We start from the raw sequence: 23,836 nt of genomic DNA on the forward strand, positions 1-23,836 counted from the left end.
TCTAATCAAAGGCTTGCATAACCATCACGAAAGGCAAACGTGATTGCGGGTTTCGTTTTCGCCCTTCGTGTGGTATAAAATGCGCCGCTTTCCGGGGATACCCCGCAAAGCTTAAATCCACACACGTGTCGACACGATGACCTGGGTGCCGGAGGCCTTGATGCCGCTGGTTGGTCATTGGGATACGTGGAGGCCAAACCCGACTTATTAAGGAACTATCATGTCCCAAGTCAACATGCGCGATATGCTGAAGGCCGGTGTGCACTTCGGTCACCAGACCCGTTACTGGAACCCGAAAATGGGTAAATACATTTTCGGCGCGCGTAACAAGATTCACATTATCAACCTTGAAAAAACCCTGCCAATGTTCAACGAAGCTCTGACTTTCGTAGAGCGTCTGGCCCAGGGCAAAAACAAGATCCTGTTCGTCGGCACCAAGCGTTCCGCTGGCAAGATCGTTGCTGAAGAAGCAGCACGTTGCGGTTCGCCGTACGTCGATCACCGCTGGTTGGGCGGCATGCTGACCAACTTCAAAACCATCCGTGCTTCCATCAAGCGTCTGCGTGACCTTGAAGTACAAGCCGAAGACGGTACTTTCGCCAAGCTGACCAAGAAAGAAGCGCTGATGCGCTCCCGTGACCTGGAAAAGCTCGATCGTTCCCTGGGTGGTATCAAGGACATGGGCGGTCTGCCTGACGCACTGTTCGTTATCGACGTTGATCACGAGCGCATCGCGATCACCGAAGCCAACAAGCTGGGCATCCCTGTTATCGGCGTAGTCGATACCAACAGCAGCCCGGAAGGCGTTGACTACATCATCCCAGGCAACGATGACGCAATCCGCGCTATCCAGCTGTACATGGGTTCGATGGCTGACGCTGTAATCCGTGGTCGCAACCACGTTGCTGGTGGTACCGAGCAGTTCGTTGAAGAAGCTCCGGTAGCTGCCGCTGAGTAATTGACGCCCTGGCGTTGACTCAGTAAGCAAAAAGGGGGCTTGGCCCCCTTTTTGCCACCTCGAAAACCGTTTGTCGGCGCCACTTGTGGCAGCGCAACCTAGCGACTGTAACGTGCAGCGGCCTACAACGGTGATTCGGGAAGAATTGATCGCCCGTTTGATCGGGTGGAATGGTTGAAAACCTATCCAAGAGGATTTTGAAATGGCAGAGATTACTGCAGCGTTGGTTAAAGAACTGCGCGAGCGCACCGGCGAAGGCATGATGGATTGCAAAAAGGCCTTGACCAAGGCCGGCGGCGACATCGAAAAAGCCATTGATGACATGCGTGCTTCGGGCGCCATCAAGGCTGCCAAGAAAGCCGGTAACGTAGCGGCTGAAGGCGCTATCGCTCTGGTTGAAGACGGCAAGGCTGCCGTTCTGCTGGAAGTGAACTCCCAGACCGACTTCCTGGCTCTGCAGGACGACTTCAAGGCGTTCGTTGCTGCCAGCGTCAAGAAAGCATTCGACGACAAGCTGACCACCGTTGAGCCGTTGATCGAAGCTCAAGAAGCTGATCGCCTGGTACTGGTCGGCAAGGTTGGCGAAAACGTCAACATCCGTCGCCTGGCTCGCATTGAAGGTGATGTGGTTGGTGGTTACCTGCACGGTAACAAAATCGGCGTTGTGGTTGCCCTTAAAGGCGGCGACGTTGAACTGGCCAAAGACATCGCTATGCACGTAGCGGCCAGCAACCCTGAATTCCTGCTGCCATCGGAAGTGTCCGCTGACGCAATCGAGCGCGAAAAAGCCGTGTTCCTGAGCCTCAATGCTGACAAGATCGCCGGCAAGCCAGAAAACATCGTTGAAAACATGATCAAAGGCCGTATCAGCAAGTTCCTGGCTGAAGCGAGCCTGGTTGAGCAGGCGTTCGTCAAGAACCCTGAAATCAAGGTTGGCGAACTGGCCAAGAAAGCCGGTGCTGAAATCGTTTCCTTCACTTACTACAAAGTAGGCGAAGGCATCGAGAAGCCGGTCGACAACTTCGCTGAAGAAGTTGCTGCCCAGCTGGCTGCCGCCAAGCAATAAGACAGTTTCAACTGTCGCCCGAAAGAGGCTGCCCGCTCACGCGCGCAGCCTCTTTTCAAATGGGCAGGCCGATTTTATTTGGCTTCCCCTTGGAACTGGCTTACAAAGCCGTGTTCCGATGGCGCTGTGACAGCGTCCAGCTAGAGTGAACGCAAGCCGTAAACGGCTCGCCAAGAATTTTTAAAATACGCCGCAGGAGAGATTCGCAATGGCTCAGCAGGGCAGTGGTTATCAGGCTCGCTATAAACGCATTCTACTCAAGCTTAGCGGCGAGGCCCTGATGGGCTCGGAAGAGTTCGGGATCGATCCCAAGGTACTCGACCGCATGGCGCTGGAAGTCGGCCAACTGGTCGGTATCGGCGTACAAGTCGGCCTGGTAATTGGCGGTGGTAACCTGTTCCGTGGTGCGGCACTCAGTGCTGCTGGCATGGACCGAGTCACTGGCGACCACATGGGCATGCTGGCCACTGTGATGAACGCCCTGGCCATGCGTGACGCCCTGGAGCGTGCCAATATCTCGGCTATCGTGATGTCGGCTATTTCCATGGTCGGCGTGACTGATCACTATGATCGCCGCAAAGCCATGCGCCATTTGAACGCCAAAGAGGTGGTTATTTTTGCCGCCGGTACCGGCAACCCGTTTTTCACCACGGATTCGGCTGCTTGCCTGCGCGCCATCGAGATCGATGCCGACGTAGTGCTTAAAGCCACCAAGGTGGACGGCGTGTACACCGCAGACCCATTCAAAGACCCGCATGCCGAGAAGTTCGATCATCTGACCTACGATGAAGTGCTGGATCGCAAGCTGGGTGTGATGGACCTGACGGCTATTTGCCTGTGCCGCGACCACAAGATGCCGCTGCGCGTATTTAACATGAACAAGCCCGGCGCCCTGCTGAATATCGTACACGGCGGCGCGGAAGGGACTCTGATCGAGGAAGGCCAACAATGATCAACGAAATCAAGAAAGACGCCCAAGCGCGTATGCAGAAATCCCTGGAGTCTCTGAGCCATGCATTCGGCCAGATTCGTACCGGTAAAGCTCACCCGAGCATCCTGGGTAGCGTGATGGTGCCTTACTACGGCTCCGACACCCCGCTGAGCGGCGTGGCCAACGTTACCGTGAAAGACTCGCGCACCCTGCAAGTGGTGGCTTTCGAGCGCAACATGCTCGCTGCCGTCGACAAGGCTATCCAGAGCGCCGGCCTTAACCTCAACCCGACCAACCTGGGTGAGCTGCTGCTGATCTCCATGCCGGCCCTGACCGAAGAAACCCGCAAGGGCTTCACCAAGCAGGCACGCAGTGCAGCTGAAGACGCGCGTGTTGCCGTGCGCAACATCCGTCGTGATGCCTTGGGTGACCTGAAGAAGCTGGTCAAGGACAAGGAAATCAGCGAAGACGAAGAGCGTCGTGCCGTGGCTGATATCGACAAGCTGACCAAAGATGCCGAGGCCCAGATCACCAAGGCCACCGAAGAAAAAGAAAAGGACCTGATGGCCGTATAAGGGGTCAGGACGCCTTCATGGAAAAGACCAAGCAGACTGTACCTTCTGTGGTGCCGCGCCATGTCGCGATCATCATGGATGGGAATAATCGCTGGGCGAAGAAACGCTTTATGCCAGGTGTTGCCGGGCATAAAGCGGGTGTCGATGCGGTACGGGCTGTGATTGAGGTGTGTGCAGAGGCCAAGGTCGAAGTGTTGACCTTGTTCGCCTTCTCCAGTGAGAACTGGCAGCGCCCGGCCGAGGAGGTCAGTGCCTTGATGGACCTGTTCTTCAAGGCCTTGCGTCGTGAGGCCAAGCGCCTCAACGACAACAACATCAGCCTGCGCATCATCGGTGATCGCTCGCGGTTCCACCCGGAGCTGCAAGCGGCCATGCGCGAAGCCGAGGCCATTACCGCAGGCAGCGATCGTTTTGTGCTGCAGATTGCAGCCAACTACGGCGGCCAGTGGGATATTGCCCAGGCTGCACAGCGGCTGGCCCGCGAAGTGCAAGCCGGCCATCTGCGGCCGGACGACATCACGCCCGAACTGTTGCAAACCTGCCTGGTCACCGGCGACCTGCCGTTGCCGGACTTGTGCATCCGTACCGGTGGCGAACACCGCATCAGCAACTTCCTGTTGTGGCAGTTGGCCTATACCGAGCTGTACTTCTCCGACCTGTTCTGGCCGGACTTCAAACACGATGCCATGCGTACTGCGCTGGCCGATTTCGCTTCCCGTCAGCGTCGTTTCGGTAAAACGAGCGAGCAGATCGAAGCTGGAGCCCGGGTTTAAATGCTTAAACAACGAATCATCACAGCACTGATCCTGTTGCCGATCGCCTTGTGCGGGTTTTTCCTGCTCGATGGCGCAGGCTTTGCGCTGTTTATCGGCCTGGTAGTGGCCTTGGGCGCCTGGGAATGGGCGCGCCTGGCGGGCTTCAGCGCACAATTGCCGCGTGTGGTGTATGCCGTGGTCGTGGCGGTGTTGCTGTTCCTGATGTACATCCTGCCGGACGTCGCGCCGTGGGTGCTGGGCGCAGCGGTACTGTGGTGGGCGCTGGCGACATTCCTGGTGCTGACATATCCGAAAACCAGTGCGCATTGGTCCAGCGTGGCCTGCAAGCTGGTGATTGGCCTGTTGATCCTGCTGCCGGCCTGGCAGGGGTTGGTGGATATCAAGCGTTACCCCCTGGGTAACTGGCTGATCCTGGCGGTCATGGTGCTGGTTTGGGGTGCCGATATCGGCGCCTACTTCTCCGGTCGCGCATTCGGCAAGCGCAAGCTGGCACCGGCGGTCAGCCCTGGCAAGAGTTGGGAAGGCGTGTACGGTGGCCTCGCGTTGACGCTGCTGATCGCACTCGGGGTGGGTGTGGTGCGTGGCTGGTCGGTGAAGGAAACCTTCCTGGCGCTGCTGGGTACCGCCATCGTTGTGTTTATTTCGGTGGTGGGCGACCTCACCGAAAGCATGTTCAAGCGCCAGGCCGGGATCAAAGACAGCAGTAACCTGCTGCCGGGTCATGGCGGTGTGCTGGATCGTATCGACAGCCTCACGGCGGCCATACCGATCTTCGCCGTGCTGTTGTGGATGATCGCTTCGTGAGCCGCCTGCAACAAGTAACCGTGCTGGGTGCAACTGGCTCGGTAGGCCTGAGCACCCTGGACGTGATCGCCCGCCATCCGGACCGCTATCAGGTGTTTGCCTTGACCGGGTTCACCCGTCTGAGCGAGTTGCTGGCATTGTGCGTACGCCATGTGCCGCGCTTTGCCGTGGTGCCTGAGGCTGCCGCCGCGCGGGGTCTGCAGGATGATCTGCGGGCTGCCGGGCTGGCCACTCAAGTGCTGGTGGGCGAGGAGGGGTTGTGCCAGGTCTCGGCCGATGCCGAGGTGGATACCGTGGTCGCCGCTATCGTCGGTGCCGCTGGCCTGCGTCCGACCTTGGCCGCCGTCGACGCCGGCAAGAAGATCCTGCTGGCCAATAAAGAAGCATTGGTGATGTCCGGTGCGTTGTTCATGCAGGCGGTGCGCAAAAGCGGCGCCGTGCTGTTGCCCCTCGACAGTGAGCACAATGCCATCTTCCAGTGCATGCCCGGTGACTTTGCCCGTGGGCTGAGCCAAGTGGGCGTGCGCCGGATTCTGCTTACGGCGTCCGGTGGGCCCTTTCGGCAAACTCCGTTGGCTGAGCTGGAGCATGTGTCTCCCGATCAGGCTTGCGCACACCCCAACTGGTCGATGGGGCGCAAGATTTCCGTCGATTCGGCGAGCATGATGAATAAAGGCCTGGAATTGATCGAGGCGTGCTGGTTGTTCGACGCCCGGCCTGATCAGGTCGAGGTGGTGATCCACCCGCAAAGTGTGATTCATTCCCTGGTCGACTACGTGGACGGCTCGGTGCTGGCGCAGTTGGGTAACCCCGATATGCGCACGCCCATCGCCAATGCCCTGGCCTGGCCGGAGCGTATTGACTCTGGCGTGGCGCCCCTGGACCTGTTTGCGATCGGCCGGCTGGACTTCGAAGCGCCGGACGAGCAGCGCTTTCCCTGCCTGCGCCTGGCGCGGCAAGTGGCGCAGGCGGGCAACAGCGCGCCGGCTATGCTTAATGCGGCCAACGAGGTAGCGGTGGCGGCGTTTCTCGAACGGCGCATCCGCTTTCCGCAGATCGCGAGTATCATCGAGGACGTTCTGGGTCTTGAGCCTGTAGTGGCGGTGGACGACCTGGGGGCGGTATTCGAAGCGGATACCAAGGCTCGGGCCCTGGCCGAACAATGGTTGAGCCGCAACGCGCGTTAGTCTGACCTTCAGGCACTGGATTGGAATGCGGAGAAATTAGATGAGTGCGCTTTACATGATCGTCGGCACCCTGGTTGCTCTGGGTGTGCTGGTTACCTTCCACGAATTCGGCCACTTCTGGGTGGCGCGTCGTTGCGGCGTCAAGGTATTGCGCTTTTCCGTCGGTTTCGGCATGCCGCTGTTGCGCTGGCACGACCGTCGTGGCACCGAGTTCGTGATTGCGGCCATTCCGTTGGGTGGCTACGTCAAGATGCTCGATGAGCGTGAAGGCGAAGTCCCGGCGGATCAGTTGGACCAGTCCTTCAATCGCAAGACCGTTCGTCAGCGTATTGCCATTGTCGCTGCAGGCCCTATCGCCAACTTCCTGCTGGCGATGGTGTTCTTCTGGGTCCTGGCCATGCTCGGCAGTGAGCAGGTGCGTCCGGTGATCGGCGCGGTCGAGGCGGACAGCATGGCGGCCAAGGCTGGCCTGGTCGCCGGGCAGGAAATTGTTTCCATTGATGGCGAACCCACCACGGGTTGGGGTGCGGTCAACTTGCAACTGGTTCGTCGTCTGGGCGAAAGCGGTACCGTCAATGTGGTGGTGCGCGAGCAGGATTCCAGCGCCGAGACCCCGCGTGAGCTGACCCTGGACCATTGGCTCAAGGGCGCTGACGAGCCTGATCCGATCAAGTCCCTGGGGATTCGCCCGTGGCGTCCATCGTTGCCGCCGGTACTCGCCGAGCTGGATCCGAAGGGGCCGGCGCAGGCGGCAGGCCTGAAAACCGGCGACCGCCTCCTGGCCCTCGATGGCCAGGCGCTGGGCGACTGGCAACAGGTGGTCGACCTGGTGCGTGTACGTCCTGATACCAAAATTGTGCTGAAAGTTGAGCGCGAAGGGGCTCAAATCGACGTCCCCGTGACCTTGTCGGTTCGCGGCGAGGCCAAGGCGGCCGGGGGTTACCTGGGGGCTGGCGTCAAGAGTCCCGAGTGGCCACCGTCGATGGTGCGTGAGGTCAGTTTCGGGCCGTTGGCAGCGATTGGCGAGGGTGCAAAACGCACCTGGACCATGAGTGTGCTGACCCTCGAATCGCTCAAGAAAATGTTGTTCGGCGAGCTCTCGGTAAAAAACTTGAGTGGACCGATAACCATTGCTAAAGTGGCGGGCGCTTCTGCCCAGTCGGGTGTCGCGGATTTCCTGAATTTCCTGGCTTATCTGAGTATTAGCCTGGGTGTTCTGAATTTGCTGCCCATTCCAGTATTGGATGGGGGGCATCTGTTGTTTTATCTGGTCGAGTGGGCGCGTGGTCGCCCCTTGTCGGATCGGGTGCAGGGTTGGGGGATACAGATCGGTATCAGTTTGGTGGTCGGGGTGATGTTGTTAGCCCTTGTCAACGATCTGGGTCGACTGTAACGCTTCGCTGAATTGCGAATCTGCCGCATTTTGCGGCAGTTTGTTTATTGCCAGTTGGAATAAGAAAGGACTTCATGAAACGTCTGCTGCTAACTGCGGTTCTCACCGTATTGATGATCGCCGAAGTTCACGCCGAGTCCTTCACCATCTCCGATATTCGCGTCAACGGCCTCCAGCGGGTTTCCGCGGGTAGCGTCTTTGGTGCTTTGCCGTTGAACGTTGGTGAACAGGCCGATGACCGTCGCCTGGTGGAATCCACTCGTGCGCTGTTCAAAACCGGTTTCTTTCAAGACATCCAACTGGGTCGCGAAGGTAACGTCCTGGTCATCACCGTCGTCGAGCGACCATCCGTCGCCAGTATCGAGATCGAGGGCAACAAGGCGATCTCTACTGAAGACTTGATGAAGGGCTTGAAACAGTCCGGTCTGGCCGAGGGCGAGATCTTCCAGCGCGCCACCCTTGAAGGTGTGCGTAACGAACTGCAACGCCAGTACGTCGCCCAGGGTCGCTACTCCGCGACCGTGGAAACGGAAGTGGTGCCGCAGCCTCGTAACCGTGTCGGCCTCAAGGTCAACATCAACGAAGGCACCGTGGCGGCCATTCAGCACATCAACGTGGTAGGCAATACCAAGTTCGCTGATGAAGACCTGATCGACCTGTTCGAGCTCAAGACCACCAACTGGTTGTCGTTCTTCAAGAACGATGACAAGTACGCCCGTGAAAAACTCTCCGGTGACCTGGAACGCCTGCGTTCCTACTACCTGGACCGTGGCTATATCAATATGGACATCGCTTCGACCCAGGTGTCCATCACCCCCGACAAGAAGCACGTCTACATCACCGTCAACGTTAACGAAGGCGAGAAGTACAAGGTTCGCGACGTCAAGCTGAGCGGCGACCTGAAAGTACCTGAAGACCAGGTCAAGGCCTTGCTGCTGGTCCAGAAAGACCAGGTGTTCTCGCGCAAGCTGATGACCACCACGTCCGAACTGATCACCCGTCGCCTGGGTAACGAGGGCTACACCTTCGCCAACGTCAACGGCGTGCCGACGCCGCACGATGATGACCACACCGTGGACATCACCTTTGTCGTTGACCCGGGCAAGCGTGCCTACGTTAACCGCATCAACTTCCGTGGCAACACCAAGTCTGCGGACGAAGTGTTGCGTCGTGAAATGCGCCAGATGGAAGGTGGCTGGGCGTCGACTTACCTGATCGACCAGTCCAAGACCCGTCTTGAGCGCCTGGGCTTCTTCAAGGAAGTGAACGTCGAAACCCCGGCCGTACCGGGTGTGGATGACCAGGTTGACGTGAACTACGCCGTGGAAGAACAAGCGTCGGGTTCCATCACCGCCAGCGTCGGTTTCGCGCAGAGCGCCGGCCTGATCCTCGGTGGTTCCATTACGCAGAACAACTTCCTCGGTACCGGTAACCGTGTCTCCATCGGCCTGACCCGAAGCGAATACCAGAGCCGCTATAACTTCGGTTATACCGACCCCTACTGGACTGCTGACGGTGTGAGCCTGGGCTACAACGCCTTCTACCGCACCACCGACTACAAAGACCTCGACGTTGACGTTGCAAGCTATGCGATCGACAGCCTCGGCGCCGGTGTGAACATCGGTTACCCGATCAGTGAGACTTCGCGTCTGACCTTCGGCCTGACCGCGCAGCAGGATGAGATCAAGACCGGTGTCTACACTGTGGACGAGATCTTCGACTTCACCCGTCGTGAAGGTGACAAGTTCCTGAACTTCAAGGCGTCTGCCGGCTGGTCCGAGTCGACCCTGAACAAAGGCGTACTGGCAACCCGTGGCCACTCCCAGAGCCTGACCCTGGAAACCACCACGCCGGGCAGCGACCTGTCGTTCTTCAAACTTGATTATCGCGGCCAGTTGTTCCAGCCGTTGAGCGACAACTACACCATGCGCCTGCACACAGAGCTGGGCTATGGCGACGGTTATGGCTCTACCAATGGTCTGCCGTTCTACGAGAACTACTATGCCGGTGGCTTCAACTCCGTACGTGGTTTCAAGGACAGTACCTTGGGTCCACGTGGTACACCGAGCCGTGGTGCGGGTGTAACCGGTAACCAGGGCACCGTAGTTGACTCCGACGATGACCCGCTGCCATTCGGTGGTAACGTGTTGATCCAGGGTGGTGCGGAGATTCTGTTCCCGCTGCCATTCGTCAAGGATCAGCGTTCGCTGCGTACTTCGGTCTTCTGGGACGTGGGTAACGTGTTCGACTCCAAGTGCGAACAGGTCACCAACCCGAGTGGCGTGAAGTCCAACACTCAATGCAACGACGTGAGCCTCAGCAACTTGGCAAGCTCCGTGGGTGTGGGTGTGACCTGGGTGACTGCGCTTGGCCCATTGAGCTTTGCTCTGGCCATGCCGATCAAGAAACCGGATAACGCTGAAACCCAGATTTTCCAATTCTCCCTCGGCCAGACGTTCTAAGCGTCTGACCCAAGATAACGACAACGGATTCTGTAGGAGTACATCGTGCGTAAGTTGACTCAATTGGTTCTGCTGGCAACTGTGCTGGTAACCACCCCGGCCTTCGCCGAAATGAAAATCGCCGTTCTGAACTATCAGATGGCCCTGTTGGAATCCGATGCGGCCAAGAAGTACGCCGTGGATGCCGAGAAAAAATTCGGTCCGCAACTGACCAAGCTCAAGACCCTGGAAAGCAGCGCCAAGGGCATCCAGGATCGTCTGGTAGCTGGCGGCGACAAAATGCAGCAAGGCGAGCGCGAGCGTCTGGAGCTTGAATTCAAGCAAAAGGCCCGTGACTACCAGTTCCAGTCCAAGGAGCTGAACGAAGCCAAGGCTGTTGCTGACCGTGAAATGCTGAAACAGCTGAAGCCGAAACTCGACAGCGCAGTGGAAGAAGTCATCAAGAAAGGTGCCTTTGACCTGGTGTTCGAGCGTGGCGCGGTAATCGACGTCAAGCCTCAATACGACATCACCCGCCAGGTGATCGAGCGCATGAACCAGCTGAAGTAAGCCATGACCGCGACTATCAAGCTCGGCGAGTTGGCCGAGTTCCTGGGGGCCACCTTGCGTGGCTCCCCGGAGAAAGAAATCACTGGGCTAGCCACCTTGCAGGAGGCTGGCCCAGCTCAGTTGAGCTTCCTCGCAAACCCTCAATACCGTAAATACCTTGTCGACAGCCAGGCCGCAGCCGTATTGCTCAAAGCCGCTGACGCCGAAGGGTTTGACGGGGATGCGCTGGTGGTGGCCGATCCGTACCTGGCGTATGCGCGGGTGTCGCATCTGTTCGATCCGAAACCCAAGGCAGCCAGCGGTATTCATCCTTCAGCGGTTATCGCCGAGGATGCCCAGGTTGACCCGGCGGCCAGCATCGGTGCGTTCGCGGTGATCGAGAGCGGTGCACGCATTGCGGCCGGTGTAACGGTTGGCGCGCATTGCTTTATCGGCGCGCGCTGCGAAATCGGTGCCGATGGTTGGTTGGCGCCCCGCGTGACCCTGTACCACGATGTGCGTATCGGTGAGCGTGTGGTTATCCAGTCCGGTGCCGTGATTGGGGGTGAAGGCTTCGGCTTCGCCAACTCCAAAGGCATCTGGAACAAGATTGCCCAGGTCGGCGGCGTATTGATCGGCGACGACGTGGAAATCGGTGTCAACACCGCTGTCGATCGTGGGGCCCTGGCCGATACCGTGATCGGTAATGGCGTGAAGCTCGACAACCAGATCCAGATCGCCCACAACGTGCAGATTGGCGATCACACCGCCATGGCGGCGTGCGTGGGCATTTCCGGCAGCACCAAGATCGGCAAGCATTGCATGCTCGCCGGTGGCGTAGGGCTGGTGGGGCATATCGAAATTTGCGACAACGTTTTCATCACCGGCATGACCATGGTGACCCACTCGATTACTGAGCCTGGGGCCTATTCTTCCGGTACCGCCATGCAGCCCGCAGCTGAATGGCGTAAGAGTGCAGCACGGCTGAGGCAGCTTGACGACATGGCTCGACGCCTCAAACAGCTGGAAAAGCGTGTTGGAGACGTGACCCCTGGCGGTAATGCTTCATCAGAAGGCTGATACCATTTCCATATCAAGTGTGCACAGCCGCTAGACTGCCTCCTTGATTTGCTAGCGGGGCGTGCTTTCAGTCCGCCCGCCCCCAATCTTTATTACAGGCTTCCCCCCGAAATGATGGACATCAACGAGATTCGCGAATACCTGCCTCACCGTTACCCGTTCCTGCTGGTGGACCGCGTAGTGGACCTCAATGTTGAGGAAAAGCGCATTCGTGCCTACAAGAATGTCAGCATCAACGAACCGTTCTTCAACGGTCACTTCCCCGCGCATCCCATCATGCCGGGCGTATTGATCATTGAAGCGATGGCCCAGGCTGCCGGTATCCTTGGTTTCAAAATGCTCGACCTCAAGCCTGCCGACGGCACGCTTTACTATTTCGTGGGCTCCGACAAGTTGCGTTTCCGCAACCCTGTCACCCCAGGTGACCAGTTGATCCTGGAAGCCAAGTTCATCAGCTGCAAGCGCCAGATCTGGAAGTTCGAATGCCAGGCCTCGGTGGATGGCAAGCCGGTGTGCTCCGCCGAGATCATCTGCGCGGAACGCAAACTATGAGTTTGATTGACCCTCGCGCAATCATCGATCCGTCGGCCGTTCTGGCCGCCGACGTTGAGGTCGGCCCTTGGTCGATCATCGGCGCAGGTGTGGAAATCGGCGAGGGGACTGTCATCGGGCCGCACGTGATCCTCAAAGGTCCGACCCGCATTGGCAAACACAATCGCATCTACCAGTTCTCCTCGGTAGGCGAAGACACCCCGGACATGAAGTACAAGGGTGAAGAAACACGCCTGGTAATCGGTGATCACAACATCATTCGTGAAGGCGTGACCATTCACCGTGGCACTGTGCAGGATCGTGCCGAGACCACCCTGGGTGATCACAACCTGATCATGGCCTATGCCCATATCGGCCACGACAGCGTGATCGGCAACCACTGCATCCTGGTCAACAACACCGCGTTGGCAGGCCATGTGCACGTTGACGATTGGGCGATCCTGTCCGGGTTTACCCTGGTGCATCAGTATTGCCATATCGGCGCCCACAGTTTCTCCGGCATGGGCACCGCCATCGGCAAGGACGTCCCGGCGTTTGTCACCGTGTTCGGCAACCCGGCCGAAGCCCGTAGCATGAACTTCGAAGGCATGCGCCGTCGTGGTTTCAGCGAAGAGGCGATCCACGCCCTGCGCCGCGCCTACAAGGTGGTTTACCGCCAGGGGTTGACGGTGGACCAGGCATTGACCCAACTGGCCGAGTCGGCAGCGTTGTTCCCGGAAGTCGCGGTGTTCCGTGACACGATCCAGGCGTCGACCCGCGGCATCACCCGCTGATCATGGCCACTCTGCGTATCGCGCTGGTGGCCGGGGAAGCTTCCGGCGATATTCTCGGTGCAGGTCTGATGCGGTCGCTCAAGGCCCAGCATCCCGCGGTGGAGTTTATCGGCGTGGGTGGCCCGCTGATGCAGGCCGAAGGCCTGACTTCTTACTTTCCCATGGAGCGCCTGTCGGTCATGGGTCTGGTCGAGGTGCTGGGCCGCTTGCGCGAGCTGTTGGCCCGCCGCAAGCTGCTGATTCATACCCTGATCGAAGAAAAGCCCGACGTCTTTATCGGAATCGACGCACCGGACTTCACCCTCAATATCGAACTCAAGTTGCGTCAGGCCGGGATCAAGACCGTGCACTACGTCAGCCCGTCCGTGTGGGCGTGGCGGCAGAAGCGCGTGCTGAAAATCCGCGAAGGCTGCGACCTGATGTTGACCCTGTTGCCGTTCGAGGCCAGGTTCTACGAAGAGAAGGGCGTGCCGGTGCGTTTTGTCGGGCATACCCTGGCCGACGCCATTCCCCTGCACGCTGATCGTGCAGCCGCGCGTGCCGAACTGGGCTTGCCTGACGGCCCGCTCGTGGCATTGATGCCGGGCAGTCGTGGCGGCGAAGTCGGCCGCCTGGCCAGTGTATTTTTCGATGCCGCCGAGCGCCTGCAAGCCTTGAAACCCGGCGTGCGTTTCGTGTTGCCCTGTGCGAGCCCGCAACGCCGTGCGCAGATCGAAACGCTGCTGGCAGGCCGCAACCTGACATTGACCCTGCTCGATGGCCAGTCGCACCTGGCCCTGGCAGCGTGTGATGCGGTGCTGATCGCGTCGGGCACGGCCACCCTGGAGGCCTTGCTGTACAAGCGCCCGATGGTCGTTGCCTATCGCCTGGCGCCGCTGACGTTCTGGATTCTCAAGCGCATGGTCAAGAGCCCTTATATCTCCTTGCCCAACCTGCTGGCCCAGCGCCTGTTGGTGCCGGAGTTGTTGCAGGACGCTGCAACGCCCGAGGCTCTCGCGCAAACCCTACTACCCTTGATCGACGACGGCGAAGAACAGACTCGTGGTTTTGACGAGATCCATCGCACCCTGCGTCGCGATGCCTCGAATCAGGCTGCCGACGCCGTATTGAGCTTGATCGGCCAAAAACAGGAAGCTTTATGAGTGCGCAAATGGGCCTGGATTTCAGCCTGGTTGCCGAAGCCCACGAACTGGTGGCCGGCGTTGACGAAGTAGGCCGTGGCCCATTGTGCGGCGCGGTGGTGACGGCGGCGGTGATCCTCGACCCGAATCGCCCGATTCTCGGCCTCAACGACTCGAAAAAACTCACCGAAGCGCGCCGCGAAAAGCTCTTTGATGAGATCTGTGAAAAAGCCCTGAGCTGGCACATCGCGCGGGCCGAAGTCGAAGAAATCGACGCATTGAATATCCTCCACGCCACCATGCTGGCCATGCAGCGCGCGGTGGAAGGCCTGCACATCACGCCCAAGCTGGCGATGATCGATGGCAACCGTTGCCCCAAGCTGGCGATGCCGGCTGAAGCGGTGGTGAAGGGTGACAGCAAGGTGCCGGCCATCGCCGCCGCTTCGATCCTGGCCAAGGTCAGCCGCGACCGGGAAATGGCCGCGTTCGAACTGATCTACCCGGGCTACGGCATTGGCGGCCACAAAGGCTACCCAACGCCCGTTCATCTGGAAGCCTTGGCCCGGCTCGGTCCTACGCCGATCCATCGCCGCTCGTTCGCCCCGGTACGCCAGGCGTATGAGCTGCGTGAGAGCCTCAGCGAGGTTTAGTCGCGAGGCTGATGTTTTGCTCAAGGCCCGGTACAATCCGGGCCTTGTTGTTTCCATGTATCAAGACAGGATCTTTATGCCGGCTTCATTCGTTCACCTGCGCCTGCACACTGAATACTCCCTGGTCGACGGCCTGGTACGGATCAAACCGCTGGTCAAAACCCTGGTGGGCATGAATATGCCTGCGGTTGCGGTGACCGATCAAAACAACATGTGCTCCCTGGTCAAGTTCTACAAGAACGCCATGGGCGCGGGCATCAAGCCGATCTGCGGCGCCGACCTGTGGTTGTCCAACAAAGACCCGGACAACGCCCTGAGCCGCATCAGCCTGCTGGCGATGAACGGCGTGGGCTACCGCAACCTTACCGAATTGATTTCCCGTGGCTTTATCGACGGCCAGCGCAACGGCTCGGTGATCATCGAGCGCGAATGGGTGGCCGAGGCCAGCGAAGGCCTGATCATGTTGTCGGCCGCCAAAGAGGGTGAAGTCGGTATTGCGCTGCTCGGCGGCAACCCGCAGGAGGCCGAGGTACTGGCGCGCGAGTGGATGCAGGTGTTCCCGGGCCGCTTCTATCTGGAAGTGCAGCGCACCAACCGCCCCAACGATGAAGAGCACCTGCACGCCGCCGTGGCCCTGGCCGACAAGCTGGGCGCGCCGCTGGTCGCAACCAACGATGTGCGCTTTATCAAGAAAGAAGATTTCGAAGCCCACGAAACCCGCGTGTGCATCGGCGAAGGCCGGGCCCTGGATGACCCGCGCCGCTCGAAGAACTACAGCGAAGAGCAGTACCTCAAAAGCGCCGACGAGATGGCCGAGCTGTTCAGCGACCTGCCCGAGGCCCTGGAAAACTCCGTCGAGATCGCCAAGCGCTGCAATATCGAAGTGAAGCTGGGCAAGCACTTCCTGCCCAACTTCCCGATCCCCGATGGCATGACCATCGACGAGTATTTCCGCAAGGTGTCGTTCGACGGCCTGGAAGAACGTCTGAGCGTTCTGCTGCCCAAGGACACCACCGAAGATTACGACGCCAAGCGCCAGGTCTATGTCGATCGGCTGAATTTCGAGCTGGATATCATCATCCAGATGGGGTTCCCCGGTTACTTCCTGATCGTAATGGACTTTATCCAGTGGGCCAAAAGTAACGGCGTGCCGGTAGGCCCGGGCCGGGGCTCGGGTGCCGGCTCGCTGGTGGCCTATGTGCAGAAGATTACCGACCTCGACCCACTGGAATATGACCTGCTGTTCGAACGGTTCCTGAACCCGGAACGGGTATCCATGCCCGACTTCGACGTCGACTTCTGCATGGATGGTCGCGACCGCGTGATCGAGTACGTGGCCGAGAAATACGGCCGCAATGCGGTAAGCCAGATCATCACCTTCGGTTCCATGGCGGCCAAGGCGGTAATCCGTGACGTGGCGCGGGTGCAGGGCAAGTCCTACGGCCTGGCGGACCGCCTGTCGAAGATGATCCCGTTCGAAGTCGGCATGACCCTGGAAAAGGCCTACGAGCAGGAAGAAATCCTGCGCGACTTCATCAAGATCGATGAAGAAGCCGCCGAAATCTGGGACATGGCGCGCAAGCTTGAAGGCGTGGTGCGTAACGTCGGTAAACACGCCGGGGGTGTGGTAATCGCGCCGACCAAGCTGACCGACTTTTCGCCGATCTATTGCGACGAGGAAGGCGACGGCCTGGTAACCCAGTTCGACAAGGATGACGTGGAGGCGGCCGGCCTGGTGAAGTTCGACTTCCTCGGCCTGCGGACCCTGACGATCATCGATTGGGCGCTCAAGACCATTAACCGCGAGCGCGCCAAGGTCGACGAAGCGCCCCTGGATATCGCGTTTATCCCGCTCGACGACAAGCCGACCTACGCTCTGCTGCAAAAAGCCGAGACCACGGCGGTGTTCCAGCTTGAGTCGCGCGGCATGAAGGAGCTGATCAAAAAGCTCAAGCCCGACTGCCTGGAAGACTTGATCGCACTGGTGGCCCTGTTCCGTCCGGGCCCGCTGCAATCGGGCATGGTGGATGACTTTATCAACCGTAAGCACGGGCGTGCCGAGCTGGCGTACCCGCACTCCGATTACCAGTACGAAGGCCTCAAGCCGGTACTGGCACCGACCTACGGCATCATCCTGTACCAGGAACAGGTGATGCAGATTGCCCAGGTCATGGCCGGTTACACCCTCGGTGGCGCAGACATGCTGCGTCGCGCCATGGGTAAAAAGAAACCCGAGGAAATGGCCAAGCAGCGCGGCGGTTTCATTGAGGGTTGTGCAACCAACAATATCGACGCCGACCTGGCCGGTAACATTTTTGACCTGGTGGAGAAATTCGCCGGTTATGGCTTCAACAAATCCCACTCCGCCGCCTACGGCCTGGTGTCGTACCAGACCGCCTGGCTGAAAGCCCACTACCCGGCGCCGTTCATGGCGGCGGTACTCTCGGCGGATATGCACAACACCGACAAGGTCGTGACCTTGATCGAGGAAGTGCGCACCATGAAGCTGCGCCTCGACGCGCCGGACGTGAACGCCTCGGAGTTCAAGTTCACGGTGAACGACGAAGGCCGCATCATCTATGGCCTGGGCGCGATCAAGGGCGTGGGCGAAGGCCCGGTGGAAGCGATCACCGAAGCGCGTCAGCATGGGCCGTTCAAGGACCTGTTCGACTTCTGCGCGCGGGTGGACCTCAAGCGTATCAACAAGCGCACCCTCGACGGGTTGATCCGCAGTGGCGCACTTGACCGCCTCGGCCCGTACTTCCACGATGAGCCGAAGGCTTACCAGGCGAATATCGACCGCAACCGGGCGGTGCTGCTGACCGCCATGGAAGAGGCGATCAAAGCCGCCGAGCAGACTGCCCGCACCCATGACAGCGGCCACGCCGACCTGTTTGGCGGGCTGTTCGTCGAAGAAGACGCCGATGTGTACGCCAACCATCGCAAGGCCAAGGAGCTGACCCTCAAGGAACGCCTCAAGGGTGAGAAAGACACCTTGGGCCTGTACCTCACCGGTCACCCGATTGACGAGTACGAAGGCGAGATCCGCCGTTTCGCTCGCCAGCGCATCATCGACCTGAAACCGGCGCGCGACACCCAGACCGTTGCCGGTATGATCATCGCCCTGCGGGTGATGAAGAACAAAAAGGGCGACAAGATGGGCTTTATCACCCTCGACGACCGCTCTGGCCGCATCGAAGCGTCGCTGTTTGCCGATGCGTTCCATTCGGCGCAGTCGCTGTTGCAGACCGACGCCATGGTGGTGGTGGAAGGCGAGGTCAGCAACGACGACTTCTCCGGCGGCCTGCGCCTGCGGATCAAGCGGGTGATGAGCATGGAAGACGCGCGCACCAATTTGGCCGAAAGCCTGCGCTTGAAGGTGAAAACCGAGGCGCTCAAGGGTGATCAGCTACGCTGGTTGGGTGACCTGCTCAAACGTCACCGGGGTGCGTGCCCGGTGACCATGGAGTACACCGGCAGCGACGCCAAGGCCATGTTGCAGTTTGGCGAGACGTGGCGAATTGATCCCGCCGATGGCTTGATTCAAGCTTTGCGTGACCAGTTCGGGCGAGACAACGTCTTCCTCCAATACCGTTGACGGTCAGGCGATCGTATTGAGCCTGATCTCGACTGAACATTTAATCTCGACCTAAACGCGCCTCTCCCTTAAGGTAGGGCGCGAATAGACCACCGGCTGGCCAGGCACGCCCTGGCCGTCGACCCAAGACGGACGCTTATGAACCCGAATTTTCTTGATTTCGAACAGCCGATCGCTGACCTGCAAGCCAAGATCGAAGAACTGCGCCTGGTCGGCAATGACAATTCGCTGAATATCGGCGATGAGATCGCTCGCCTGCAAGACAAGAGCAGCACGCTCACCGAAGACATCTTCGGCAAGCTGACCAGCTGGCAGATCGCGCGCCTGGCCCGCCACCCGCGCCGTCCGTATACGCTGGACTACATTCAGCACATTTTCACCGAGTTCGACGAGCTGCATGGCGACCGCCACTTCTCCGACGACGCGGCCATCGTGGGCGGTATCGCTCGCCTGGACGACCAGCCGGTGATGGTGATCGGTCACCAGAAAGGCCGTGAAGTGCGCGAGAAAGTGCGCCGCAACTTCGGTATGCCGCGTCCGGAAGGCTACCGCAAGGCCTGCCGCCTGATGGAGATGGCCGAGCGTTTCAAAATGCCGATCCTGACCTTCATCGACACCCCGGGTGCTTACCCGGGTATCGACGCCGAAGAGCGTAACCAGAGTGAAGCGATTGCGTGGAACCTGCGTGTCATGTCGCGCCTGAAAACCCCGATCATCGCCACCGTGATCGGTGAAGGTGGTTCCGGCGGCGCACTGGCCATTGGCGTGTGCGACCAGCTGAACATGCTGCAGTATTCGACCTACGCGGTGATCTCGCCGGAAGGTTGTGCCTCGATCCTGTGGAAAACCGCAGAAAAGGCGCCGGACGCTGCTGAGGCCATGGGCATCACTGCCGACCGCCTCAAGGGCCTGGGTATCGTCGACAAAGTCATCGCCGAGCCATTGGGCGGCGCGCACCGCGACCCGGCTGCTGCCGCCGCGACCATCCGTGCCGAGCTGGGTTCGCAACTGGCGATGCTCAAGAAGCTGGATAACGAAGCGCTGCTGGCCCGTCGTTATGAGCGGTTGATGAGCTACGGTCTCTAAAGTCGCAGCAGTACCAATGTGGGAGGGGGCTTGCTCCCGATTGCTGAGTGTCAGTCAACCTATCGGGTGACTGGCCCGCCGCTATCGGGGGCATGCCCCCTCCCACATTTGCTTTGTGTATGCTGGGTTGTCGCATTCCAGATTGATGGCGGTATTTTTCGATGAAGCGCCTCTTGACCGCCAAACTTCTGCAAACCCTCGCCCCCTGGCGCAACGCCCCGGTCTGGCATGTCGCCTTTTCTGGCGGGCTCGATTCCACTGTCCTGCTGCATCTCCTGGCCTCTCTGCCAAACATTCCACCTCTGCGTGCTGTGCATGTTCACCACGGGCTGCAGGCTGCCGCCGATGCCTGGCCAAGTCATTGCCAAGTGATATGTGACAGCCTGGGCGTGCCCCTGCAGGTGCTGCGCGTGCAGGTGCAGCCCGGCGCAAGCCTTGAGCGTGCCGCCCGCGATGCGCGCTATCAGGCCTTCAGCGCGGTCGTTGGGGAAGGGGAGGTGATACTGACAGGGCAACATCGCGACGATCAGGCCGAAACCCTGTTGTTCCGCCTGTTGCGTGGGGCAGGTGTGCGCGGGTTGGCGGCGATGCCCGTTCATCGCCCATTGGCGGCCGGGCTCTTGGTGCGGCCGTTGCTGGGTACCTCGCGCGTTGAACTGGAAGCCTACGCCGGCGAACACCAGTTGCAGTGGATCGAAGACCCTTCCAACGCCGACCCACGGTTTTCGCGTAACTACTTGCGCCATCGCGTGCTCCCGGCGCTGACCGAGCGCTGGCCGCAAGCGCTATCAAGCCTGGCCCGTAGTGCCGAACACCTGAGCGAGGCCCAGGGCCTGCTCGATGAGTTGGCGCTATTGGACTTGCAGGCCGCCGATCAGCCTTCGCCGTTTCCGTGGCTGCCTTTGCCGTCCTTGGCCCTGGCGCCATTGCGCGAGCTTTCCGACGCCCGCCAGCGCAACGCCTTACGCCACTGGCTGAACCCGCTGACCCGTCTACCCGACAGCGACCACTGGGCCAGTTGGTATTCCCTGCGCGATGCCAAGGGCGATGCTCAGCCCGTATGGCGCTTGGCTGATGGGGATTTACACCGGTGTGGCGAGCGTATCTGGTGGGTGCCTTCCACTTGGTCGGAATTTTCCGACGCAACGCTGAGCTGGCCCGATCCGCAAAACCCACTAGAGTTACCTGGCAATGGTCGGCTGAGATTTATCGGCAACGCCCCTGAAGGTCCGCTGGTGATCCGTTATCGACAAGGGGGTGAGATTATCGACGTGCCCGGTCGCGGCCGGCGTGACCTGAAGCGTCTACTGAATGAAAGTGGCTTGCCGGGCTGCGTCCGTGGCAGATTGCCGCTGCTCTATCAGGGCGAGCAATTACTGGCTGTCCCAAGCCTTTCGGGGCTATGGCCGATGCCGGCGGATGGCTGGCAATTACATTGGATGCCACAGACCTGCGATCAAGGTTTGAGCTGATAGAGCCTTTCCGGTAGACTACGCTCCCTTCTTGATACAACTTCTGTGGATTCTCCTGAATCGCAGCAGTTGCCGATTACCAAGCAGTCTTTGCTGGGCGATTCCAAAAAATGTGTAGCGATCAACGTACCGGTGTTTCATTGCTGGTCTGTCACCACGCGGCGGTTTTTTTGAAAGGTGCACTGTGATTAATGCAGGTGATCGGGGGCTTCGGCCTTCCTTCGCTTTCCCCGGCGGCTCGGACCGCTTTAACGCAGACTTCTAGGGTTTTTCATGACGCGCTACATATTCGTCACGGGCGGTGTTGTTTCTTCATTGGGGAAAGGCATTGCCTCCGCTTCATTGGCGGCCATCCTGGAGGCGCGGGGACTTAAGGTCACCATGCTCAAGCTGGACCCGTACATCAACGTTGACCCGGGCACCATGAGCCCGTTCCAGCACGGTGAAGTGTTCGTCACCCACGACGGCGCCGAGACTGACCTGGACCTGGGCCACTACGAGCGGTTCATCCGCACGACCATGACCCAGAACAACAACTTCACCACCGGCCGTGTCTACGAGCACGTGCTGCGCAAAGAGCGCCGTGGTGACTACCTGGGTGCAACCATCCAGGTGATCCCGCACATCACCGATGAAATCAAGCGCCGCATCATCAAGGGTGCAGGCGATGCCGACGTGGCAATGGTCGAGATCGGTGGCACCGTGGGTGACATCGAATCCCAACCGTTCCTCGAAGCCATCCGCCAGTTGCGTTTCGAAGTCGGCGCCAAGCGCGCGATGCTGATGCACCTCACATTGGTGCCGTACATCGCCACCGCCGGCGAAACCAAAACCAAGCCAACCCAGCACTCGGTCAAGGAACTGCGTTCCATCGGCCTGCAGCCGGACGTGCTGGTGTGCCGCTCGGATCACCCGATCGACATCTCGTCGCGTCGCAAGATCGCGCAGTTTACCAACGTTGAAGAACGTGCGGTGATCGCCCTGGAAGACGCCGACACCATCTACAAGATCCCGGGCATCCTGCATTCGCAAGGCCTGGATGATTTTGTCGTCGAGCGTTTCGGCCTGCAGTGCAACGGCGCGGACCTGTCCGAGTGGGAAGCTGTGGTCGACGCCAAGCTCAACCCTGAGCATGAAGTCACCATCGCCATGGTCGGCAAGTACATGGAGCTGCTGGACGCGTACAAGTCGCTGATCGAAGCGATGAGCCACGCCGGTATCAGCAACCGTACCAAGGTCAACCTGCGCTACATCGATTCCGAAGACATCGAGAACCAGGGCACCGCGCTGCTCGAAGGTGTTGATGCGATCCTCGTTCCAGGCGGTTTCGGCCTGCGTGGCGTGGAAGGCAAGATCACTGCCGTGCAGTACGCTCGTGAGAACAAGGTGCCGTACCTGGGTATCTGCCTGGGTATGCAAGTGGCCGTTATCGAGTTCGCCCGTAACGTGCTGGGCTGGAAAGACGCCAACTCCACCGAGTTCGACAGCAAGAGCGGCCACCCGGTCGTGGGCTTGATCACCGAGTGGGAAGACGCCACCGGCGCCGTTGAAACCCGCACCGAAACCTCCGACCTGGGCGGCACCATGCGCCTCGGCGCGCAGGATTGCCTGCTGGAGCCGGGTTCGCTGGTTCACGACTGCTACGGCAAGGATGTGATTGTCGAGCGTCACCGTCACCGCTACGAAGTGAACAACAACCTGCTGCCGCAAATCAAAGAGGCTGGCCTGAAAATCTCCGGTCGCTCCGGTGATGGCGCATTGGTTGAAGTGGTCGAGGCGCCGGATCATCCATGGTTCGTGGCCTGCCAGTTCCACCCAGAGTTCACCTCGACGCCGCGCGACGGTCACCCGTTGTTCAGCGGTTTTGTCAAAGCAGCACTGACGCAACATCAGAAGAAGGCGTAAACCTGATGGCCCAGAAGATCATTCGCGTAGGCGACATCGAGATTGCCAACGACAAGCCCATGGTGCTGTTCGGCGGCATGAACGTGCTGGAAAGCCGCGACATGGCGATGCAGGTCTGTGAAGAGTACGTCAAGGTCACCGAGAAACTCGGTATCCCCTATGTATTCAAGGCCAGCTTCGACAAGGCCAACCGTTCGTCCGTGACCTCCTATCGCGGCCCGGGCCTTGAAGAAGGCATGCGGATCTTCCAGGACATCAAGCAAGCCTTTGGCGTGCCGATCATCACCGACGTCCACGAGCCTGAGCAGGCTGCCGTGGTCGCCGAGGTGTGCGACATCATCCAGTTGCCGGCCTTCCTGTCGCGCCAGACCGACCTCGTGGTCGCCATGGCCAAGACCGGCGCTGTGATCAATATCAAGAAAGCCCAGTTCCTCGCGCCCCAGGAAATGAAACACATCCTGAACAAATGCGTGGAAGCGGGTAACGACCAGTTGATCCTCTGTGAGCGCGGTTCGAGCTTCGGCTATAACAACCTCGTGGTCGACATGCTCGGTTTCGGCATCATGAAACAGTTCGAATACCCGGTGTTCTTCGATGTGACCCACGCGCTGCAAATGCCCGGTGGTCGCGCCGATTCCGCTGGCGGGCGTCGTGCCCAGGTGCTCGACCTGGCCAAGGCTGGCCTCAGCCAGTCCCTGGCGGGCTTGTTCCTGGAAGCCCACCCGGACCCGGATAACGCCAAATGTGACGGCCCATGCGCCCTGCGCCTGGACAAGCTGGAGCCATTCCTGGCCCAGCTCAAGCAATTGGACGAACTGGTCAAGAGTTTTCCGACGGTAGAGACCGCGTAAGCATCGTTTCTCCGGTAGACTTTCCCACGTTTTATGCTCAGGCCCACGGGCCTGGGCCTTGTCGCCTG

At 59.6% G+C, this 23,836-nt stretch carries 20 protein-coding genes; all 20 read left to right on the forward strand.

Going from position 1 to position 23,836, the window contains the following annotated elements:
- Window positions 1–220 precede the first annotated feature (220 nt).
- The 20 genes from rpsB (at window position 221) to kdsA (ending at window position 23,768) form a co-directional block, all read left to right on the forward strand.
- A complete protein-coding gene (rpsB, locus tag CXQ82_RS06575) occupies window positions 221–958 on the forward strand; it encodes a 30S ribosomal protein S2 (RefSeq protein ID WP_003189158.1) in 738 nt (245 codons plus the stop codon).
- A gap of 202 nt (window positions 959–1,160) precedes the next feature.
- Complete coding sequence (gene tsf / locus CXQ82_RS06580) at window positions 1,161–2,024, forward strand: translation elongation factor Ts (protein WP_053254736.1); 864 nt, start codon at window positions 1,161–1,163, stop codon at window positions 2,022–2,024.
- 208 nt (window positions 2,025–2,232) lie between these two features.
- A complete protein-coding gene (pyrH, locus tag CXQ82_RS06585) occupies window positions 2,233–2,976 on the forward strand; it encodes a UMP kinase (protein ID WP_003172271.1) in 744 nt (247 codons plus the stop codon).
- A complete protein-coding gene (frr, locus tag CXQ82_RS06590) occupies window positions 2,973–3,530 on the forward strand; it encodes a ribosome recycling factor (RefSeq protein ID WP_003189163.1) in 558 nt (185 codons plus the stop codon). Before pyrH ends, frr begins: the two co-directional genes overlap by 4 nt.
- Window positions 3,531–3,547: 17 nt before the next feature.
- Window positions 3,548–4,303: a polyprenyl diphosphate synthase gene (gene uppS, locus CXQ82_RS06595; protein WP_101267255.1), complete on the forward strand. Its 756-nt coding sequence runs from the start codon at window positions 3,548–3,550 to the stop codon at window positions 4,301–4,303.
- Window positions 4,304–5,110: a phosphatidate cytidylyltransferase gene (locus tag CXQ82_RS06600; RefSeq protein WP_101267257.1), complete on the forward strand. Its 807-nt coding sequence runs from the start codon at window positions 4,304–4,306 to the stop codon at window positions 5,108–5,110.
- On the forward strand, window positions 5,107–6,297 hold the full coding sequence (gene ispC, locus CXQ82_RS06605) for a 1-deoxy-D-xylulose-5-phosphate reductoisomerase (protein ID WP_101267260.1): 1,191 nt from the start codon (window positions 5,107–5,109) through the stop codon (window positions 6,295–6,297). Before CXQ82_RS06600 ends, ispC begins: the two co-directional genes overlap by 4 nt.
- 40 nt (window positions 6,298–6,337) lie before the next feature.
- Window positions 6,338–7,690 carry a sigma E protease regulator RseP gene (gene rseP / locus CXQ82_RS06610; protein WP_101267262.1) on the forward strand — a complete coding sequence of 451 codons (1,353 nt, stop codon included), beginning with the start codon at window positions 6,338–6,340 and terminating at the stop codon, window positions 7,688–7,690.
- A gap of 74 nt (window positions 7,691–7,764) precedes the next feature.
- Window positions 7,765–10,152, forward strand: a complete 2,388-nt coding sequence (gene bamA, locus CXQ82_RS06615; protein ID WP_101267264.1) for an outer membrane protein assembly factor BamA — start codon at window positions 7,765–7,767, stop codon at window positions 10,150–10,152.
- A 45-nt stretch (window positions 10,153–10,197) separates the two neighbouring features.
- Window positions 10,198–10,701 (forward strand): OmpH family outer membrane protein, encoded by a 504-nt coding sequence (locus CXQ82_RS06620; protein ID WP_003172279.1) that lies wholly within the window; start codon window positions 10,198–10,200, stop codon window positions 10,699–10,701.
- A gap of 3 nt (window positions 10,702–10,704) precedes the next feature.
- Window positions 10,705–11,760, forward strand: a complete 1,056-nt coding sequence (gene lpxD / locus CXQ82_RS06625) for a UDP-3-O-(3-hydroxymyristoyl)glucosamine N-acyltransferase (RefSeq protein WP_101267266.1) — start codon at window positions 10,705–10,707, stop codon at window positions 11,758–11,760.
- Window positions 11,761–11,871: 111 nt separating this feature from the next.
- Window positions 11,872–12,312, forward strand: coding sequence for a 3-hydroxyacyl-ACP dehydratase FabZ (fabZ, locus tag CXQ82_RS06630; protein WP_003172281.1), 441 nt, complete (start codon window positions 11,872–11,874; stop codon window positions 12,310–12,312).
- The gene (lpxA, locus tag CXQ82_RS06635; protein ID WP_101267269.1) at window positions 12,309–13,085 is read left to right on the forward strand and encodes an acyl-ACP--UDP-N-acetylglucosamine O-acyltransferase; all 777 of its coding nucleotides are present in this window, start codon (window positions 12,309–12,311) and stop codon (window positions 13,083–13,085) included. The genes fabZ and lpxA overlap by 4 nt, the downstream gene beginning before the upstream one ends.
- A 2-nt stretch (window positions 13,086–13,087) precedes the next feature.
- The gene (gene lpxB / locus CXQ82_RS06640; protein WP_101267271.1) at window positions 13,088–14,227 is read left to right on the forward strand and encodes a lipid-A-disaccharide synthase; all 1,140 of its coding nucleotides are present in this window, start codon (window positions 13,088–13,090) and stop codon (window positions 14,225–14,227) included.
- Window positions 14,224–14,856 carry a ribonuclease HII gene (gene rnhB, locus CXQ82_RS06645; protein WP_101267273.1) on the forward strand — a complete coding sequence of 211 codons (633 nt, stop codon included), beginning with the start codon at window positions 14,224–14,226 and terminating at the stop codon, window positions 14,854–14,856. Before lpxB ends, rnhB begins: the two co-directional genes overlap by 4 nt.
- Before the next feature lie 76 nt (window positions 14,857–14,932).
- Window positions 14,933–18,454 (forward strand): DNA polymerase III subunit alpha, encoded by a 3,522-nt coding sequence (gene dnaE, locus CXQ82_RS06650; protein WP_101267275.1) that lies wholly within the window; start codon window positions 14,933–14,935, stop codon window positions 18,452–18,454.
- Window positions 18,455–18,592: 138 nt separating this feature from the next.
- Window positions 18,593–19,540 (forward strand): acetyl-CoA carboxylase carboxyltransferase subunit alpha, encoded by a 948-nt coding sequence (locus tag CXQ82_RS06655; RefSeq protein ID WP_003172288.1) that lies wholly within the window; start codon window positions 18,593–18,595, stop codon window positions 19,538–19,540.
- 161 nt (window positions 19,541–19,701) lie between these two features.
- Window positions 19,702–21,012 (forward strand): tRNA lysidine(34) synthetase TilS, encoded by a 1,311-nt coding sequence (gene tilS / locus CXQ82_RS06660; RefSeq protein WP_101267277.1) that lies wholly within the window; start codon window positions 19,702–19,704, stop codon window positions 21,010–21,012.
- Window positions 21,013–21,285: 273 nt separating this feature from the next.
- Complete coding sequence (locus CXQ82_RS06665) at window positions 21,286–22,917, forward strand: CTP synthase (RefSeq protein WP_101267280.1); 1,632 nt, start codon at window positions 21,286–21,288, stop codon at window positions 22,915–22,917.
- Window positions 22,918–22,922: 5 nt separating this feature from the next.
- Window positions 22,923–23,768 (forward strand): 3-deoxy-8-phosphooctulonate synthase, encoded by an 846-nt coding sequence (gene kdsA, locus CXQ82_RS06670; protein ID WP_065877156.1) that lies wholly within the window; start codon window positions 22,923–22,925, stop codon window positions 23,766–23,768.
- Window positions 23,769–23,836: the final 68 nt, after the last annotated feature.

Origin of the sequence: Pseudomonas sp. S09G 359, from assembly GCF_002843605.1 — a bacterium.
In the GTDB taxonomy this organism is placed as follows: Bacteria; Pseudomonadota; Gammaproteobacteria; order Pseudomonadales; family Pseudomonadaceae; genus Aquipseudomonas.

Bases quoted from the DNA above. Each gene is read 5' to 3' on its own strand.
- rpsB (WP_003189158.1), top strand. From the start codon at position 221: ATGTCCCAAGTCAACATGCGCGATATGCTGAAGGCCGGTGTGCACTTC.
- tsf (WP_053254736.1), top strand. From the start codon at position 1,161: ATGGCAGAGATTACTGCAGCGTTGGTTAAAGAACTGCGCGAGCGCACC.
- pyrH (WP_003172271.1), top strand. From the start codon at position 2,233: ATGGCTCAGCAGGGCAGTGGTTATCAGGCTCGCTATAAACGCATTCTA.
- frr (WP_003189163.1), top strand. From the start codon at position 2,973: ATGATCAACGAAATCAAGAAAGACGCCCAAGCGCGTATGCAGAAATCC.
- uppS (WP_101267255.1), top strand. From the start codon at position 3,548: ATGGAAAAGACCAAGCAGACTGTACCTTCTGTGGTGCCGCGCCATGTC.
- CXQ82_RS06600 (WP_101267257.1), top strand. From the start codon at position 4,304: ATGCTTAAACAACGAATCATCACAGCACTGATCCTGTTGCCGATCGCC.
- rseP (WP_101267262.1), top strand. From the start codon at position 6,338: ATGAGTGCGCTTTACATGATCGTCGGCACCCTGGTTGCTCTGGGTGTG.
- bamA (WP_101267264.1), top strand. From the start codon at position 7,765: ATGAAACGTCTGCTGCTAACTGCGGTTCTCACCGTATTGATGATCGCC.
- lpxD (WP_101267266.1), top strand. From the start codon at position 10,705: ATGACCGCGACTATCAAGCTCGGCGAGTTGGCCGAGTTCCTGGGGGCC.
- fabZ (WP_003172281.1), top strand. From the start codon at position 11,872: ATGATGGACATCAACGAGATTCGCGAATACCTGCCTCACCGTTACCCG.
- lpxA (WP_101267269.1), top strand. From the start codon at position 12,309: ATGAGTTTGATTGACCCTCGCGCAATCATCGATCCGTCGGCCGTTCTG.
- lpxB (WP_101267271.1), top strand. From the start codon at position 13,088: ATGGCCACTCTGCGTATCGCGCTGGTGGCCGGGGAAGCTTCCGGCGAT.
- rnhB (WP_101267273.1), top strand. From the start codon at position 14,224: ATGAGTGCGCAAATGGGCCTGGATTTCAGCCTGGTTGCCGAAGCCCAC.
- dnaE (WP_101267275.1), top strand. From the start codon at position 14,933: ATGCCGGCTTCATTCGTTCACCTGCGCCTGCACACTGAATACTCCCTG.
- CXQ82_RS06655 (WP_003172288.1), top strand. From the start codon at position 18,593: ATGAACCCGAATTTTCTTGATTTCGAACAGCCGATCGCTGACCTGCAA.
- tilS (WP_101267277.1), top strand. From the start codon at position 19,702: ATGAAGCGCCTCTTGACCGCCAAACTTCTGCAAACCCTCGCCCCCTGG.
- CXQ82_RS06665 (WP_101267280.1), top strand. From the start codon at position 21,286: ATGACGCGCTACATATTCGTCACGGGCGGTGTTGTTTCTTCATTGGGG.
- kdsA (WP_065877156.1), top strand. From the start codon at position 22,923: ATGGCCCAGAAGATCATTCGCGTAGGCGACATCGAGATTGCCAACGAC.